The organism is Actinomadura sp. DC4 (genome assembly GCF_030406325.1).
In the GTDB taxonomy this organism is placed as follows: Bacteria; Actinomycetota; Actinomycetes; order Streptosporangiales; family Streptosporangiaceae; genus Actinoallomurus.
Window position 1 is genome coordinate 108,953 of the sequence record NZ_JAUEQY010000017.1, and the last position, 16,196, is coordinate 125,148.

Sequence of the window (16,196 nt, forward strand, 5' to 3'; positions counted from 1 at the left end):
TCGTGGGCCAGCAGGCTGTGACGGGACCGCGCCGCCACCTTTGACACGCATGCTAGCACCTGCCAATATTTGTTAGCACGTGCCTAGGGGGATTATGGACACCTCGGACCTGACCGGAGACGAGCTGCTGCAGGTGCTGTCGACGCTCGCCAGCCCGCACCGGATGCGGGTACTCGCGGCGCTCGTCGACGGACGCGCCTATGTGTCGCAGCTGGCCCGGCACCTCGGGATCAGCCGGGCGCTGCTCCAAGTGCACCTCCGCAAGCTGGAGAAGGCCGGTCTCGTCACCGCGCAGCTCGAACTGTCCGACGAGGGCAAGGCCCTGAAGTTCTACGAGGCGGCACCGTTCGTCCTCCACCTCACCCCCGGGTCGATCGCCACCGCCGCGACGACCCTGACCGACGCCGCGGCCGGCCACGGCGCCCCACCGAAAGGATCCGAGTAAATGGACATCGCAACGGCAACCCTGCTGATTCTCGGTGCCATCGTGATCGCGTTGATCTGGTTCGCCGCGACACGGCTGCGCGCCGCCGACAGCGTGCACTACCGCACCGTCGCCACTCGCGGCGCCGACGCTCAGGAGGAGACGAACAAGCAGCTCGGCGACATTCAGGCGCAGCTGACCGACATGAACCGCCGGATCGCCCAGGTCGAACGCATCCTCCAGGACGCCGAATGACGGTCGTGGGCCTGCCGCGCCCGCCGGCCGGCGTGAGCGCGGCCACCGTCGTCAACGTGCCCAACGCCGTCACGCTCGTACGTACCGTCGCCGCCGTGTGTCTCGCCTCGGCCGCGATCACTACGAACAGCACAGCGCTGCTGGTCGCGGCATACCTGACGTACTGGGCCGGTGACGTCCTCGACGGACTCCTGGCCCGATCGCTGGGGCAGGAGACGCGGGCGGGGGCCGTGTTCGACATCCTCGCCGACCGTGCCTGCACCTCCGTGTGCGTGGCCGGAATGTTGATGACCAGACCCGGCATGGCGGTTCCCATCACCGTGTTCTTCATCCAGTTCATGGTGGTGGACAGCCTTCTGAGCCTGGCGTTCCTGCGCTGGCCGCTGCTGAGCCCCAACTACTTCGTCCAGGTCAGCGCCGGCATCCATCGCTGGAACTGGTCTCCGCCCGCCAAGGCCCTCAACACGGGAGCCGTCGTCGTGCTCGTCGTGGTGAGCACGTCACCCATCGCTCCCACCGTCTTCGCCGTGGCCGTGACGGTGGTCAAGGTGGTCTCTCTGCTGGCGCTGCTGCGCCTGCCCGATCCCCGCGCGGAGGATGCCCCGTGATCGCGGAGTGCGCGACCACGCTGCTGGTCGGCGCCGCTTCGGCCTTCCTCCCGGTGACCCCGGTCGAGCCCTACGTGATCGCCGTCGTCGCGACCACGGGCGGCGCCGGCTGGATCCTGGGGACGGCCGCCGGAGCCGGCCAGGCCGCGGGCAAACTGCTCATCTTCCTGGCTGCCCGCGGCACTCTGCGCTCGGCATGGGTACGGCGGCATCTCACCCCGGCGGCACGTCGGCCCCGGCTCCGCGAGCGTACGAAGGCCCAGGCGCCGCCGGGCGTGGTCAAGCGCTGGACCACGAAGGCGATCACCCGGCTCGACCGGCCGCGGCAGGCCACCACCGTCGTCTTCACCAGCGCGGTCACCGGGCTGCCTCCATTGCTCATCACCAGCGTCTACGCCGCCCGTACGTCGATGAGCGCAGTCGTGTTCGGCATGACGTGTCTCGCGGGCCGCGCCATCAGGTTCAGCCTGGTGGCGTCCGTACCCGGCCTCCTCGGTCTCCTTCACCTGCATCTCTGACGAAGGCTCGGGGAAAGGGTTGGACGGGACGGTGCCCGGGCTTGTAGCTTGCCGTTGACCGTGACACCGCCCGAGGAGGTGAGACCCATGAACGCTGTAGCGATGTGGGTGCTCCGCCTTCCCGTCACGATCGGGCGATTGACGTAGGTGTCGCCGGGAGCGCCTCGACAACCTGGCACTCCCGAAAGGCAACACCGATGCACTCTCCCCATTTCCCCGCCGAGCCGCCCCGCGCGTTCGATGTGATCATCGCCGGGTGCGGGCCGACCGGTGCGATGCTGGCCGCCGAACTGCGGCTGCACGACGTGCGGGTACTCGTCCTGGAGAAGGAAACCGAGCCCGTGTCGTTCGTCCGGATCGTCGGGCTGCATGTCCGCAGTCTCGAGCTGATGGCGATGCGCGGACTGCTGGATCGCATTCTCGAACGCGGAAGACGGCGTCCGGTCGGCGGTGTGTTCGCCGCCATCGCCAAGCCCACGCCCGAGGGCCTGGATTCGGCGTACGCCTATCTGCTGGGCATCCCGCAGCCGGTCATCGACCGCCTGCTCGAAGAACACGCGGCCGAACTGGGCGCGCAGGTCCGGCGCGGTCGTGCGGTGACCGGTCTCGAGCAGGACGACGAGGGTGTGACCGTCGAGCTGGCCGGCGGGGAACGGCTGCGTTCGCGCTATCTCGTCGGCTGTGACGGCGCGCGCAGTACGGTACGCAAGCTGCTCGGCGTCGGCTTCCCCGGCGAGCCCTCGCGGAACGACACCCTCATGGGCGAGATGAAAGTGGGTGTGCCGCAGGAGGAGATCGCCGCCACGATGACCGAGGTCACCGAGACCAACAAGCGATTCTGGCTCAGGCCCATCGGCGAAGGGGTCTACAGCGTCGTGGTCCCCGCCGCGGGAGTCAGCGACCGTACGGAACCGCCTGCCCTCGAGGATTTCCAACAGCGGTTGCGCGCCATCGCCGGAACCGATTTCGGCGTGCACTCCCCGCGCTGGCTGTCCCGCTTCGGGGACGCCACCCGGCTGGCCGAGCGCTATCGGGTGGGGCGGGTTCTGTTGGCCGGCGACGCGGCGCACATCCATCCACCCACCGGCGGCCAGGGTCTCAACCTGGGCGTTCAGGACGCGTTCAACCTCGGCTGGAAACTGGCCGCGCAGATCCGCGGCTGGGCGCCGGAAGCCCTGCTGGACACCTACCAGGCCGAACGTCATCCGGTCGCCGCGGACGTGCTGGACAACACCCGCGCGCAGATGGAGCTGATGTCCACCGAACCGGGCCCCCGGGCCGTGCGCCGGCTGCTCACCGAACTGATGGACTTCAACGAGGTGAACCGTCACCTGGTCGAGAAGATCACCGCGATCGGCATCCGCTACGACTTCGGAGAGGGCCCTGACCTGCTCGGCCGCCGCCTGCGCGACATCGACGTGAAACAGGGCCACCTCTACGGCCTGCTGCATCGCGGCCGCGGCCTGCTGCTGGACCGTACCGAACGCCTGACCGCCGGCGGCTGGTCGGACCGGGTCGACCACCTCGCGGATCCCACCGCGGTGCTGGACGTTCCGTGCGTGCTGCTCCGCCCCGACGGCCACGTCGCCTGGATCGGCGACGATCAGCAGGACCTGGACGACCACCTCTCCCGCTGGTTCGGCGAGCCCGCCTGAGCGAGGAGGGCCGTGCCCGTGCCGCCTCGTCGATCGGAGACTCCGCCGACGCGAGGCGGCCGGCGCGGTCAGCCCTTGATGATCCGGGACTTCTCGGCGGCGTACTCCGTGTCGTCGATCTCGCCCTCGCGGTGGAGGCGGTCCAGTTCGACGAGCCGGTGGATGCGCTCGGTACCCGGTGACAGCGGTTCGGGCGCGGTGGCCTCGGCCCGATCCGCCTCGGCCGGAAGAGTGCTGAACGCCTCGACCGCCGCCGCCATCTCGTCCGTGCTCACGAAGTTCCGTCCCGGACGCAGGTCGACCGCGACCCGCCTGCGGTTGTGCGGTGCGACCGCGACGTCCACCGTCATGCCGTCGCGGACCCTGTCGTCGCAGATCAGGCAGGCGGTCTCGTACGGCGTCCGGCCCGGGACGCTCACGCGCAGGTGGTACCTCAGGATCGGGGCCGTGTTCCAGGCGTAGCCTCCCGACCCGATGGCGAGCGGGGTCCGCCCGGCCGAGAGGACGACCGCCCTCCCGCGTACGCCGCGCCGGAGCAGGCGCGGGTCGCCCATCATGATCGCCACGATCGCCAGGTACATCCCGTACGCGAACGGCCCCCACCACAGCAGCATCACGACGACGACGGCGACGGGGGTACGGGCCGGGAGGCCGCCGACGCCCTCGATCGCGTGGATGAGCGGGACGAAGGTCAGCGACAGGGCGAGGAAGAGGAGCCAGCAGAGGAGTGAGATCCTGCCCACGGTCATCGGGGCCGCCTTCCAGCACGGAGATCTATCTGTAGGAGATCTTTCCTGTATGGACGGCAGATGCCGGGTGCCGGTTCGCGCCGGATCGTACGGGCCGACGGACGGCCGCTGCCCGGCGACCGGGCTCTGTTCCCGTCGCCGGCTGCGTGCGGCGGTACCCCACCAGCGCCCAAACGATTGGATCACTCGATAGCCTGCCCCGGTGATCCCTGGCTCCCGCCTTTCCTCCGGCCGGGCCGGCCACATCACCGACCAGCCGGTCGACGTCCTCACCGCCGGGCCGCCCGGCTGAGCCAGAGGAGCACCAGTGGGCATCAACCAGCGTTCCCAGATCGAGATGACCGCGGAGGAAGTACAGGCGTTCGTCGCGTCCCAGCGCACGGCCACCCTGGTGACGGTCGGCCCGACCGGCCACCCCCACGCGGTGGCGATGTGGTTCGCCGTGCTGGACGGAGTGATCTGGTTCGAGACCAAGGCCAAGGCGCAGAAGGCGATCAACGTCGGCCGTGATCCGCGGGTGACGGTCCTGGTCGAGGACGGCCTCACCTACGACCAGCTCCGCGGCGTCTCCTTCGAGGGCCGCGCCGAGATCGTGGACGACCCGGACGCGCTCTGGCGGGTCGGGGTCAGCGTCTGGGAGCGCTACAACGGCCCCTACAGCGAAGAGGTCCGCGAACTCGTGGAGTTCATGCTGCACAAGCGGGTCGCCATCCGCATCGACGCGGACCGCACCCGGTCCTGGGACCACCGCAAGCTCGGCCTGGACCCGATACCCCTGGGCGGCACCACCGCCCCGGGCTCGGGGTCCGGCCCCCTCACGAGCGGGTGATCAGGGGCCGGACGCCAGGTCAGCCGAAGTTGACCAGGACCGGCGCCGTGGTGGTGCCTTCGGCGCCGCCCGTCCAGCCGGTGCCGGCCGAAAAGTGCGCCGTGCCCACGTAGAAAGAGTCCTGCGGGTGGGTGTTCCACAGCCCGTAGACCTTGGCGTACGTGCTGCCGTTGATCAGGGAGATCTGCTGGCACTCTCCCGGGAACGCCACAGTGGTCGAGAAGCCGCCCTGCTGGGGGACTTCGCCGTAGGCGCTGTAGTTGCCGTAGGCGCAGATCTTGAACGTGTGCGGCACCGCCGCCGCGGCCGGGACCGCCGCCGCCGCGATCCCGAAGCCGGTCAAGGCCACGGCCGCGACGGCCACCCGGGCACCCTTGGACGTCTTGCTCATGCTCGTCGCTCCTTCTGTCGGATACAGGGGGTATACAAGTCACACGGAACCCCTGCCCGGCGAAGTTCACATGTCGTGGACAAATCCCGTGCGCAATTTCGGTCAGGCGGCGGCGCGTTCGCCGGCGGGGCGGCGGCGCAGGGGCGTCCGCTGGAGGGCCGGTGGGACGTACGCCTGGTCGAGTGTGCCGACGTCGGTGCCCGGGGGGACGATCTCGTCGATGCGGTCGAGGATGTCGTCGGTGAGTGCCACGTCGATGCCGGCGAGAAGCGTGTCGAGGTGGCTCATCGTACGGACGCCGACGAGCGCGCTGGTCACGTCCGGATGGGAGATCGCGAACGCCATGGCCAGGTGGGTCATCGGCAGGCCCGCCTCCTCGGCGAGGGAGACGAACCGCTCGACGGTGTCGAGGCGGCGCTCGTCGTCGAGGTGCTGGATGAGGCCCGCGCGGCGGAGTTCGTTCCGCCGGCCCTTGCGGACGCGCCCGGTGAGCAGTCCCTGCCCGAGCGGGCCCCACACCAGCGTGCCCATTCCGTGGCGCCGGGCGGTCGGCAGCATCTCGCGTTCGATGCCGCGGTTGAGCAGGGAGTACGGCGGCTGTTCCGTGTGGAACCGTTCCAGCCCGCGCCGCGTGGCCGCCCACTGGGCCTCGACGATGTCGGACGCCGGCATCGCGGACGTCCCGATCGCGCGGACCTTCCCGCTGTGGACCAGGTCCGAGAGCGCCGAGAGCGTCTCTTCGATGTCGGTCTCAGGGTCCGGCCGGTGGATCTGGTAGAGGTCGATGTGGTCGGTCCGCAGGCGGCGTAGCGAGTTCTCGACGGCGGTCATGATCCAGCGCCGTGAGGCGCCCTGCCGGTTGGGGTCATCGCCCATCGGGCGGCTCACCTTGGTCGCGAGGACGACGTCGTCCCGTCGCGCCTTGAGCGCCCTGCCGACGATCTCCTCGGAGTCGCCGTAGGCGTCGGCGGTGTCGATGAGGTTGATGCCCGCGTCCAGCGCCTTGTGGATGATGCGGGCCGAGTCGTCGGGGTCGGGGTTGCCGATGGACGTGGCGAACATCAGTGTGCCGAGCGCGTAGGGGCTGACCTTGATCCCGGTCCGGCCGAGCGTGCGGTATCGCATGTGAAGTCGTCCTCTCCGCTGTTCTGAAGTGCTTCCCAGCGTGCGGCGGTCCGGGCGCCGGCGGGAGAGACGTCCTTATCCGGGGACGGGCGGTCCCTGGCTGCGTCCGGTGCTCCGGGGGCATGGTGGAGATGTGGACCGAACCGAACTGGCCGACTTCCTGCGGCACTGCCGTGCCCGGCTCGTCCCTGCCGACGTGGGGCTGTCGCCGGGCGCGCGGCGCCGTACCCCGGGACTGCGCCGCGAGGAGGTGGCGCAGCTCGCGGGCATGTCCACCGACCACTACACGCGGCTGGAGCAGGCCAGGGGATCGCGTCCGTCCCGCCAGATGCTCGCCGCCGTCGCCCGCGCGCTGCGGCTGACCGGCGACGAGCGGGACCACCTCTTCCACCTGGCCGGCGAGGAGCCCGCGCGCAACCGGCCGGCCTCGGAGCACGTACGCCCCGGCCTGCTGCTCGTCCTCGACCGGCTGACCGACACTCCCGCCCAGGTGGTGAACGACCGCGGTGACGTCCTCGCGCAGAACCTGATGGCCAAGGCGCTCCACGGCGACGCGTCCGCCCGCCCCGAGGCGGAGCGCAACGCCGCCTGGCGCTACTTCACCGACCCCTCCGCGCGGCAGCTCTTCCCGGCCGAGGACCGTGACCGGGGCGCCCGCGCGGTGGTGGCGGATCTGCGCGCCACGCTCGCCCGCCGCCCGGACGACGCGCGGCTGGCCGGGCTCGTACGCCGGCTCCGCGCCCGCAGTGAGGAGTTCGCGGCGCTGTGGGACGCCCACCACGTCGCCGTGCGCCGCTCCGACGTCAAACGTTTCCTGCACCCGGTCGTCGGCCTGCTGGAGCTGGATTGTGAGGTGCTGCTGAACCCGGAGCACGACCAGCGGCTGGTCCTCTACACGGCCCGTCCGGGCACCACGTCGTACGAGCGGCTGGAGCTGCTGCGGGTGGTCGGCCTCCAGGACCTGACCCAGGGCGGAGGCGGCTGACCTCGGCATAATCGGCCCGCCTCGCTTTATCGGCGCTTAAGACCTGCGAATGCGTCGTACGCGACGAACCCCCTAATATCAGGGTCCTATCCGATCTTGACCACGGTGGCTAAACCGACAGGTTCGCTTATTCGTCAATAGCGCGGACGGCCGGGCGGCGCGCCGGAACAAGTCTCTGTGCGATGGCGGGGGTTGCGACATGCCGGCCGAGTCGGGCGACAGGATGGTCGAGGCGCTGCGCGCCGCCCTGAAAGAGACCGAAAGCCTCAAGCGGCGTAATCGCCGGCTCGTCGCCGCGGCGCGTGAACCGGTGGCGATCGTCGGAATGGCGTGCCGTTTTCCGGGTGGGGTGGATTCGCCGGACGCGCTGTGGCGGCTGGTCGACTCCGCCGCCGACGCGATCGGCGACTTCCCGGCCGACCGCGGCTGGGACGTCGAGGGCCTGTACGACCCCGATCCCGACGCGGCCGGGAAGACCTACACCCGCAAGGGCGGCTTCCTGCACGACGCGCCGGACTTCGACGCGGAGTTCTTCGGCATCTCGCCGCGCGAGGCGCTCTCGATGGACCCGCAGCAGCGGCTGCTGCTCGAATGCGCGTGGGAGGCGTTCGAGTCGGCCGGCCTGCCCGCGGAGGCGCTGCGCGGCAGCCGTACCGGCGTGTTCGCGGGCGTGATGCACGAGGACTACGGCACGTTCGCGCCCCTCGGCAGCGGAGGCGAGGGCTACCGGCTGACCGGCCGGGTCTCGAGCGTCGCCTCCGGCCGGATCTCCTACGTCTTCAGCCTGGAGGGCCCGGCGGTGACGCTCGACACCGCATGCTCCTCCTCGCTGGTGGCGCTGCACCTGGCGGTGCAGTCGCTGCGGCGCGGGGAGTGCTCGATGGCTCTCGCCGGCGGGGCGACCGTGATGGCCACGCCCGGCGCGTTCGTGGAGTTCTCCCGGCAGCGCGGGCTGTCCGCCGACGGCCGCTGCAAGGCGTTCGGCGCGGACGCGGACGGCACGGGCTGGTCGGAGGGCGCGGGCTGGCTCCTCGTGGAGCGTCTGTCGGACGCGCGCCGAAACGGCCACCGGGTCCTCGCGGTCGTCCGCGGTTCCGCGGTGAACCAGGACGGCGCGAGCAACGGCCTGACCGCCCCGAACGGCCCGTCGCAGGAACGCGTGATCCGCGCCGCCCTCGCCGACGCCGGGCTGGAGACCGCCGACGTGGACGCCGTCGAGGCGCACGGGACCGGTACGAGGCTCGGTGACCCGATCGAGGCGGGCGCGCTGCAGGCGACGTACGGCCGGGGCCGCGACCGGCCGCTCCACCTCGGCTCGGTCAAGTCGAACCTCGGCCACGCGCAGGCCGCCGCCGGCGTCGCCGGCGTGGTGAAGATGGTCCAGGCGCTGCGGCACGAGACGCTGCCGCGCACGCTGCACGCCGAGGAGCCCACGCCGCACGTCGACTGGGACTCCGGCGCGGTGACGCTCGTACGCGAGCCGGTCGCCTGGCCGCGCGGCGAGCGCGTACGCCGCGCCGGGATCTCCTCGTTCGGCATCAGTGGCACCAATGCGCACGTGATCCTGGAAGAAGCACCTGCAGAGGCGGCCGCGCCGGGTGGCGAGCCGGCGGCGGCACCGGGCGCCGTCCTCCCGGTCTCGGCGTTCGGGCCGGCGGCGCTGCGCGCCCAGGCGGAACGGCTGCACACGCTGCTGACCGGCGACGATGCTCCCGAAGTCGCGGACGTGGGCTACTCGCTGACGCGCCGCGCGGTGCTCGGGCACCGGGCGGTCGTGCTCGGCGACGCGAAGGCCGGGCTGGCCGCGCTGCGTGCCGGCGAGCGGTCGCCGGACGTGGTGACCGGCGAGGCCGGGGCGGTCGGGCGGACCGTGTTCGTCTTCCCCGGCCAGGGCTCGCAGTGGCGCGGGATGGCGGCCGGGCTGCTGGCCGAGTCCCCGGTGTTCCGCGCGCGGCTGGCCGAGTGGGGCGCGGCGCTGTCGCCGTACCAGGACTGGTCCCTCGAGGCGGTGATCCGCGGCGACGAGGGCGCGCCGGCCCTGGACCGCGTGGACGTCGTGCAGCCCGCGCTGTTCGGCGTCATGGTGTCGCTGGCGGCGGTGTGGGAGTCCTTCGGCGTCGTCCCGGAGGCGGTCGTCGGGCATTCGCAGGGTGAGATCGCGGCGGCGTACGTCGCGGGCGCGCTGTCCATCGAGGACGCCGCCAAGGTCGTGGCGCTGCGGGCGAAGGCGCTGCGGGAGCTGTCCCACTCGGGCGCCATGGCCTCGATCGCGCTACCGCTTGCCGTCGTACGCGAACGGCTGGCCGGCGGGCTGGAGATCGCCGGGGTGAACGGCCCCTCCGCGACCGTCGTCACCGGCGACCCGGTCGCCGTACGCGAGCTGATGGCGGCGTGCGAGGCCGAGGGCGTACGCGCCCGGCTGGTCCTGATCGACTACGCCTCGCACTCCGTGCACGTCGAGCCGCTGCGCGAGCTGCTGGCGGCCGAGCTGGCCGGCGTACGCGCGCTGCCGGGGCGGATCCCGGTGTACTCCACGGTCACCGGCGGGCCGCTTCCCGGGACCGAGCTGGGGGCGGCGTACTGGTACCGCAACCTGCGTGAGCCGGTGCGATTCGAGGACGCGACGCGGGCGCTGCTCGCCGACGGGCACCGGGCGTTCGTGGAGTGCAGCCCGCACCCGCTGCTGACCTACGGGGTCGAGCAGACTCTGGACGACGCCGCGACCGGCCGCACCGTCGTGACCGGCTCGCTGTGCCGCGGCGCGGGCGGCGCCGCCGACTTCCTGCGTTCGGCCGCGCACGCCCACGTCAGCGGGCTGAACGTCGACTGGGGCCGCGCGTTCGGACCCGGCCGCGCCCACGTCGGCCTGCCCTCCTACCCGTTCCAGCGCCGCCCGTACTGGCTCGCCGCCGGGACGGACCTCGCCGGGCCCGGCGCCCATCCGCTGGCCGGCGCCACGGTCACGCTCGCCGACGACGGCGGATGCGTGCTCACCGGGCGGCTGTCGCTGCGCGACCAGCCGTGGCTGGCCGACCACGCCGTCCTCGGCCGCGCGGTGCTGCCCGGCGCGGCCGCGGTCGAGATGGCGCTGCGCGCGGGCGCCGAGTGCGGCTGCCCGGACCTCGCCGAGCTGGTCGTGGAGACGCCGCTGCCGCTCGGCGAGGAGCCGGCGACGGTGCAGGTACGCGTGGGGGAGGCCGACGAGTCGGGGCGCCGGACGCTGAGCGTGCACACGCGCCGCGACGGCGGCGGCTGGACGCGCTATGCCGGCGGTGTCGTCGCGCCCTCCGAGAACGATCCTGAGGACGAGGCGGGCGCGTGGCCGCCCGCCGGCGCGGCCGAGCTGTCGGTGGACGAGACCTACGACCTGCTGGTGGCGGGCGGCCTGGAGCACGGGCCGGCCTTCGCGGGGCTGCGCGCCGTGTGGCGGCTCGGTGAGGAGATCCTCGCCGAGGTGGCCCTGGATGAGGACCGGCGGACCGAGGCCGGCCGGTACGGCGTCCACCCGGCGCTGCTGGACGCCGCCCTGCAGCCCGCCGCCCACCTCCTGACCGGCGACGGGGCGACCGCGCGCCTGCCCTTCTCCTGGTCGGGCGTGTCGCTGACCGCTCCGGGCGCCGCCGCGCTGCGGGTCCGCCTGTCGCCGGCCGGCGACGACGGCCTGCGGCTCGTCGCGACGGACGAGACGGGCGCGCCGGTGCTGTCCGTGGACCGGCTCACGCTGCGGCCGGTCCCCGCGGGCGCCGGCGGGCCACGCGCGGACGGCCTCTACGCGGTGGAGTGGGTCGACGCCGCCGCCGAACCCGCCGCGCCGCTCGTGACCGCGACGCTCGGCGACGACCCGTACGGCTGGGCGGCCGCGATGGAGGCGGCCGGTCATGCGACGGCGCCCGCGGAGGGCGGTGCGGTGCCGGACCTGGTCGCGGTGGCCTGCGGACCCGCCGGCGACACGGCCGAGGCGGCTCACCAGGCGACGGCGCGGGCGCTGGCCGCGATCCGGGACTGGCTGGCCGAGGACCGTACCGCCGGCGCGCGGCTGGTGTTCCTCGTCCCCGGCGCGACCGAGGCGGAGCCCGCCGCCGCTGCGGTCTGGGGCCTGGTGCGGGCCGCGGCGGCGGAGCACCCGGGCCGGTTCGGGCTGGTCGACGTCTCCGGGCCGGTACCGGCCGGGGCGGCCGGCCGGATCCTGGCCGCGCTCGGGGAGGACGAGCCGGGAGTCGCCGTACGCGGCGACCGGGTCCTGGTGCCCCGCCTGGTCCGCGCGACCGAGCGGCCGGACGCCGCCGGCCCGGACGTCGCGGGCGGAACGGTGCTGGTCACCGGTGGGACCGGCACGCTCGGCGGCCTCGTCGCGCGCCATCTCGCCGCCGAGCACGGCGTACGGCACCTGCTGCTCGTGAGCCGCCGCGGCGCCGAGTCGCCCGGGGCGGCCGGGCTCGCCAGCGAGATGGCCGGGCTCGGCGCCGAGGTCACGTTCGCCGCCTGCGACGTCGCGGACCGTACGGCGCTGGCCGAGGTGCTGGCCGGGGTGCCCGCCGGCCGGCCCCTCACCGGCGTCGTGCACACCGCGGGCGTCATCGACGACGGCCTGATCAGCGCGCTCACCCCCGAACGGCTGGCGGCCGTCCTGCGCGGCAAGGCCGACGGCGCCTGGAACCTCCACGAGCTGACGGCGGGGCACGACCTCGCCCTGTTCGTCCTGTTCTCCTCGGTCACCGCGACGCTCGGCGGGCCCGGGCAGGCCAACTACGCCGCCGCCAACGCCTACCTCGACGGGCTGGCCCGCCACCGGCACGCGGCCGGGCTGCCGGCCGTCTCCGTGGGCTGGGGGCTCTGGGAGCCGCCCTCCGGCATGACGGCGCACCTCAGCGAGGCCGAGCGGGCGCGGATCGCGGGAGCGGGGGTGACGCCGCTGTCCGCCGAGCACGGGCTGGCGCTGTTCGACGCGGCGCTGCGCTGCGAGGGGCGGCCCCACCTGCTGGCGATGCGGTTGGAGGCGTCCGGGCCCGGGACGCCCGCGATCCTGGCGAGCCTCGGGTCCGGGCGCCGGCGTCCCCGGCGGTCCGGCGGCGGCTCGTTCGCCCGGCGGCTGGCCGGCCTGGCGGAGGCCGACGCCGCGCGGCTGGTCCTCGGCACGGTGCGTTCGGTCGCGGCGGCGGTCCTCGGCCATGACGGCGCCTCCGGCGTGCCGGCCGACCGGCCCTTCTCCGACCTGGGCGTCAGCTCGCTCACCGGCCTGGAGCTGCGCAACCGGCTCGCCGAGGAGACCGGGCTGCGGCTGCCGGCGACCCTCGTGTTCGACTACCCGTCCCCGCGTGTGCTCGCCGAGCGCCTGCGCGAGCTGGCCGGGGCCGTCACGGCCGCTCCGGAGCCCGTACGAGCCGCGGCGGCCGACGCCGGCGATCCGGTGGCGATCATCGGGATCGGGTGCCGCTACCCTGGCGGTGTGACCGGCCCGGACGGGCTGTGGGACCTCGTCGAGGCCGGGAGGGACGGCGTCGGGGAGTTCCCCGAGGACCGGGGCTGGAACGTCGCCGAGCTGTACGACCCGGACCCGGACCGGTCCGGCAAGTCGTACACGCGCGAGGGCGGTTTCCTCTACGACGCGGGCGACTTCGATGCCGCGTTCTTCGGCATCTCGCCGCGCGAGGCGCTGGCGACGGACCCGCAGCAGCGGCTGCTGCTGGAGACCTCCTGGGAGGCGTTCGAGCACGCGGGCGTCGACCCGCTGTCCGTACGCCGGCAGCAGGTGGGCGTCTTCGCGGGCCTGATGTACCACGACTACGGCGGGTGGCCGGCCGCGGTCCCCGAGGAGGTCGAGGGGTACTTCGGCATCGGCACGGCGGGCAGCGTCGCCTCCGGCCGGATCGCCTACACCCTGGGCCTGGAGGGGCCCGCGCTGACCGTGGACACCGCGTGTTCCTCCTCGCTGGTGGCGCTGCACCTGGCGGTGCAGTCGCTGCGGCGGGGGGAGTGTTCGATGGCTCTCGCGGGCGGGGCGACCGTGATGGCGACGCCCGGGGTGTTCGTGGAGTTCTCCCGGCAGCGGGGCCTGGCCGCCGACGGCCGCTGCAAGTCCTACGGCGAAGGCGCCGACGGTACGGGCTGGTCGGAGGGCGCGGGCATGATCCTCCTCGAGCGGCTGTCCGACGCGCGGCGCAACGGTCACCGGGTGCTCGCGGTGGTCCGCGGTTCCGCGGTGAACCAGGACGGCGCGAGCAACGGCCTGACCGCCCCGAACGGCCCGTCGCAGGAACGCGTGATCCGCGCCGCCCTCGCCGACGCCGGGCTGGAGACCGCCGACGTCGACGTGGTCGACGGGCACGGCACGGGCACGCCGCTGGGCGACCCGATCGAGGCGGGCGCGCTGCTGGCGACGTACGGGCAGGACCGCGCCCGGCCGCTGCTGCTCGGGTCGGTCAAGTCGAACCTCGGCCACACCCAGGCGGCGGCCGGCGTGGCCGGTGTGATCAAGATGGTGATGGCGCTGCGGCACGGCACGGTGCCGAAGACCCTCCACGCCTCCGCGCCGTCGTCGCAGGTGGACTGGGAGTCGGGCGCGGTCGAGCTGGCCACCGAGGCCGTCCCGTGGCCGGCGGCGGACCGGCCCCGCGGCGCGGGCGTGTCCTCGTTCGGGATCAGTGGCACCAACGCCCACGTCGTCCTGCAGGCCCCGGACCCGATCGAGGCGGACGACCCCTCCGGCGGGGTGGTGCCGCCCGTCCCCTGGCCGGTCACGGCGCGGGACGAGGCCGCGCTGCGGGCGCAGGCGGCGCGGCTGCGGGACACTCTGCCCGAGACGGCCGGCGCGGTCGACGTCGCCTGGTCCCTCGCCGCCACGCGTACCTCCTTCGAGCACCGTGCCGTGGTCGTCGGGCGGCCCGACGAGCTGCGCGAGGGCCTCGCCGCGCTGGCCGAGGGCCGGCCTTCGGCGAGTCTCGTACGTGGCGTGGCCGGCGAGGACGCCGACGTGGTGTTCGTCTTCCCCGGCCAGGGCGCGCAGTGGGCGGGCATGGCCGCCGAGCTGCTGGAGGACTGTGAGCCGTTCCGGCGGCGGATGGCCGCGTGCGCGGAGGCGCTCGCCCCGTACACCGGCTGGTCCCTCCTCGACGTCATCCGCGGCGCCGAGGGCGCTCCCGGCCTGGACCGGGTGGACGTCGTGCAGCCCGCGCTGTTCGCCGTCATGGTGTCGCTGGCCGAGCTGTGGCGCGCCTGCGGCGTACGCCCGGCCGCCGTGATCGGGCACTCCCAGGGGGAGATCGCCGCGGCGTGTGTGGCGGGCCTGCTGACGCTGGAGGACGCCGCGAGGATCGTGGCGCTGCGGGCCCGCGCGATCACCGAGCTGGCCGGCGGCGGGGCGATGGCCTCGATCCCGAGCCCGGCCGCCGAGGTGGCCGGGCGCATCGGCGGCCGGCCGGGCGGGCTCGGCGTGGCGGCCGTCAACGGGCCGTCCGCGACCGTGGTGGCCGGTGAGCCGGAGGCGGTCGAGGCGCTGGTCGGCGAGTACGCCGCCGAGGGCGTGCGCGCCCGGCGGGTCGCCGTCGACTACGCCTCCCACTCCCCGCATGTCGAGCCGGTGCGTGAGCGGCTGCTCGCCGAGCTGGACGGCGTCGCCTCCGGTGCGGGTGAGACGCCGCTGTTCTCGACCGTGACCGGTGAGGTGGCGGCGCCCGGCGAGCTCACCGCGGCGTACTGGTACCGCAACCTGCGCGAGCCGGTGCGCTTCGACGAGGCGGTGAGCGCGATGCTCGCCGGCGGGCGGCGCGTGTTCGTCGAGGTGAGCCCGCACCCGGTCCTGCTTCCCGCGATCTCCGAACGCGCCGAGGAGTCCGGCGGGGGCGTCCTGGTCGCCACGCTCCGCCGGGACGAGGGCGGTTTCGGCCGGTTCTACGCCTCCCTCGCCGAGGTGTACGCCGCCGGCGCGGCGGTCGACTGGCCGGCCGCCCTGGCGGCCGCGGGCGTGCATGGCCGCCGGGTCGACCTGCCCACGTACGCCTTCCAGCGGCAGCGGTACTGGCTCGGCTCGGGCGCGGTGGAGTACGCCCCGGCCGGCCTGGAGCCGGACCCGCGCGGCGCCGGCGGCCCGGCCACGCTGCCGTCCCGGCTGGCGGGCCTGGCGGAGGAGGACGCCCTGCGCCTGCTCGTGGAGGAGGTACGCGGGGAGGTCGCGGCCGTGCTCGGTCACTCGGGCCCGGAGTCCGTGGACCCGGCGCGGCCGTTCACCCAGATCGGCCTGGACTCGATGGCGGCCGTGAAGCTGCGCGACCGCCTGAACGCGGCCGGCGCGGTGAAGCTGCCCACCACCGTGATCTTCGACCATCCGACCCCGGAGGCGCTGGCCGCGGTGCTGCGCGCCGAGATCGCCGCCTCCGGCGCGGCGCCGGCGGCCGAGCCGCTCGAGGTCCAGCTCGACCGCGCGTACGCCGGGCTGCTGGCCGCCGGACCGGCCGACCTGGACCGGGCCGGCCTGGCGGCCCGGCTGCGGGCGATGCTCGCCGCGCTGGAGGAGGACGTCCCGGCGAACGGGCGGGCGGCGGACGCGGAGCTGGCCGACCGGCTCGGCGTCGCGAGCGACGATGAGATGTTCGCCTTCATCGACGGCCGGCTCGACGGCGACTGAACGTCCGCTGAATGGACGTCGCGGGATATCCGACGTT

11 protein-coding genes are annotated in these 16,196 nt (G+C 73.8%); 8 read left to right on the forward strand and 3 right to left on the reverse strand.

The features are described from left to right. Positions 1-94 precede the first annotated feature (94 nt). The 5 genes from QWU11_RS26915 to rox all read left to right on the forward strand — a co-directional run bounded on the left by QWU11_RS26915 (position 95) and on the right by rox (position 3,460). A complete protein-coding gene (locus QWU11_RS26915; RefSeq protein WP_290117207.1) occupies positions 95-445 on the forward strand; it encodes a winged helix-turn-helix domain-containing protein in 351 nt (116 codons plus the stop codon). Next, positions 446-679, forward strand: a complete 234-nt coding sequence (locus QWU11_RS26920; protein ID WP_290117208.1) for a hypothetical protein — start codon at positions 446-448, stop codon at positions 677-679. It abuts the gene before it with no gap. After that, positions 676-1,287 (forward strand): CDP-alcohol phosphatidyltransferase family protein, encoded by a 612-nt coding sequence (locus QWU11_RS26925; RefSeq protein ID WP_290117209.1) that lies wholly within the window; start codon positions 676-678, stop codon positions 1,285-1,287. Before QWU11_RS26920 ends, QWU11_RS26925 begins: the two co-directional genes overlap by 4 nt. After that, complete coding sequence (locus tag QWU11_RS26930; protein WP_290117210.1) at positions 1,284-1,805, forward strand: hypothetical protein; 522 nt, start codon at positions 1,284-1,286, stop codon at positions 1,803-1,805. Before QWU11_RS26925 ends, QWU11_RS26930 begins: the two co-directional genes overlap by 4 nt. A 197-nt stretch (positions 1,806-2,002) precedes the next feature. Further along, positions 2,003-3,460, forward strand: a complete 1,458-nt coding sequence (rox, locus tag QWU11_RS26935; protein WP_290117211.1) for a rifampin monooxygenase — start codon at positions 2,003-2,005, stop codon at positions 3,458-3,460. Between the two features lie 68 nt (positions 3,461-3,528). On the opposite strand, the gene QWU11_RS26940 is transcribed toward rox, so the two are convergent. Beyond that, complete coding sequence (locus tag QWU11_RS26940) at positions 3,529-4,209, reverse strand: SHOCT domain-containing protein (RefSeq protein WP_290117212.1); 681 nt, start codon at positions 4,207-4,209, stop codon at positions 3,529-3,531. 307 nt (positions 4,210-4,516) lie between these two features. On the opposite strand from QWU11_RS26940, the gene QWU11_RS26945 reads away from it, so the two are divergent. Further along, positions 4,517-5,038: a PPOX class F420-dependent oxidoreductase gene (locus QWU11_RS26945; RefSeq protein ID WP_290117213.1), complete on the forward strand. Its 522-nt coding sequence runs from the start codon at positions 4,517-4,519 to the stop codon at positions 5,036-5,038. Between the two features lie 19 nt (positions 5,039-5,057). Here QWU11_RS26945 and QWU11_RS26950 read toward each other — a convergent pair whose 3' ends face one another. Beyond that, positions 5,058-5,429: a hypothetical protein gene (locus QWU11_RS26950; RefSeq protein WP_290117214.1), complete on the reverse strand. Its 372-nt coding sequence runs from the start codon at positions 5,427-5,429 to the stop codon at positions 5,058-5,060. A gap of 102 nt (positions 5,430-5,531) precedes the next feature. After that, a complete protein-coding gene (locus QWU11_RS26955) occupies positions 5,532-6,554 on the reverse strand; it encodes an aldo/keto reductase (protein ID WP_290117215.1) in 1,023 nt (340 codons plus the stop codon). A 133-nt stretch (positions 6,555-6,687) separates the two neighbouring features. Here QWU11_RS26955 and QWU11_RS26960 point away from each other — a divergent pair, with 133 nt between their 5' ends. Further along, the gene (locus QWU11_RS26960; RefSeq protein WP_290117216.1) at positions 6,688-7,539 is read left to right on the forward strand and encodes a helix-turn-helix transcriptional regulator; all 852 of its coding nucleotides are present in this window, start codon (positions 6,688-6,690) and stop codon (positions 7,537-7,539) included. Between the two features lie 199 nt (positions 7,540-7,738). Next, positions 7,739-16,159 carry a type I polyketide synthase gene (locus QWU11_RS26965; RefSeq protein WP_290117217.1) on the forward strand — a complete coding sequence of 2,807 codons (8,421 nt, stop codon included), beginning with the start codon at positions 7,739-7,741 and terminating at the stop codon, positions 16,157-16,159. Positions 16,160-16,196: the final 37 nt, after the last annotated feature.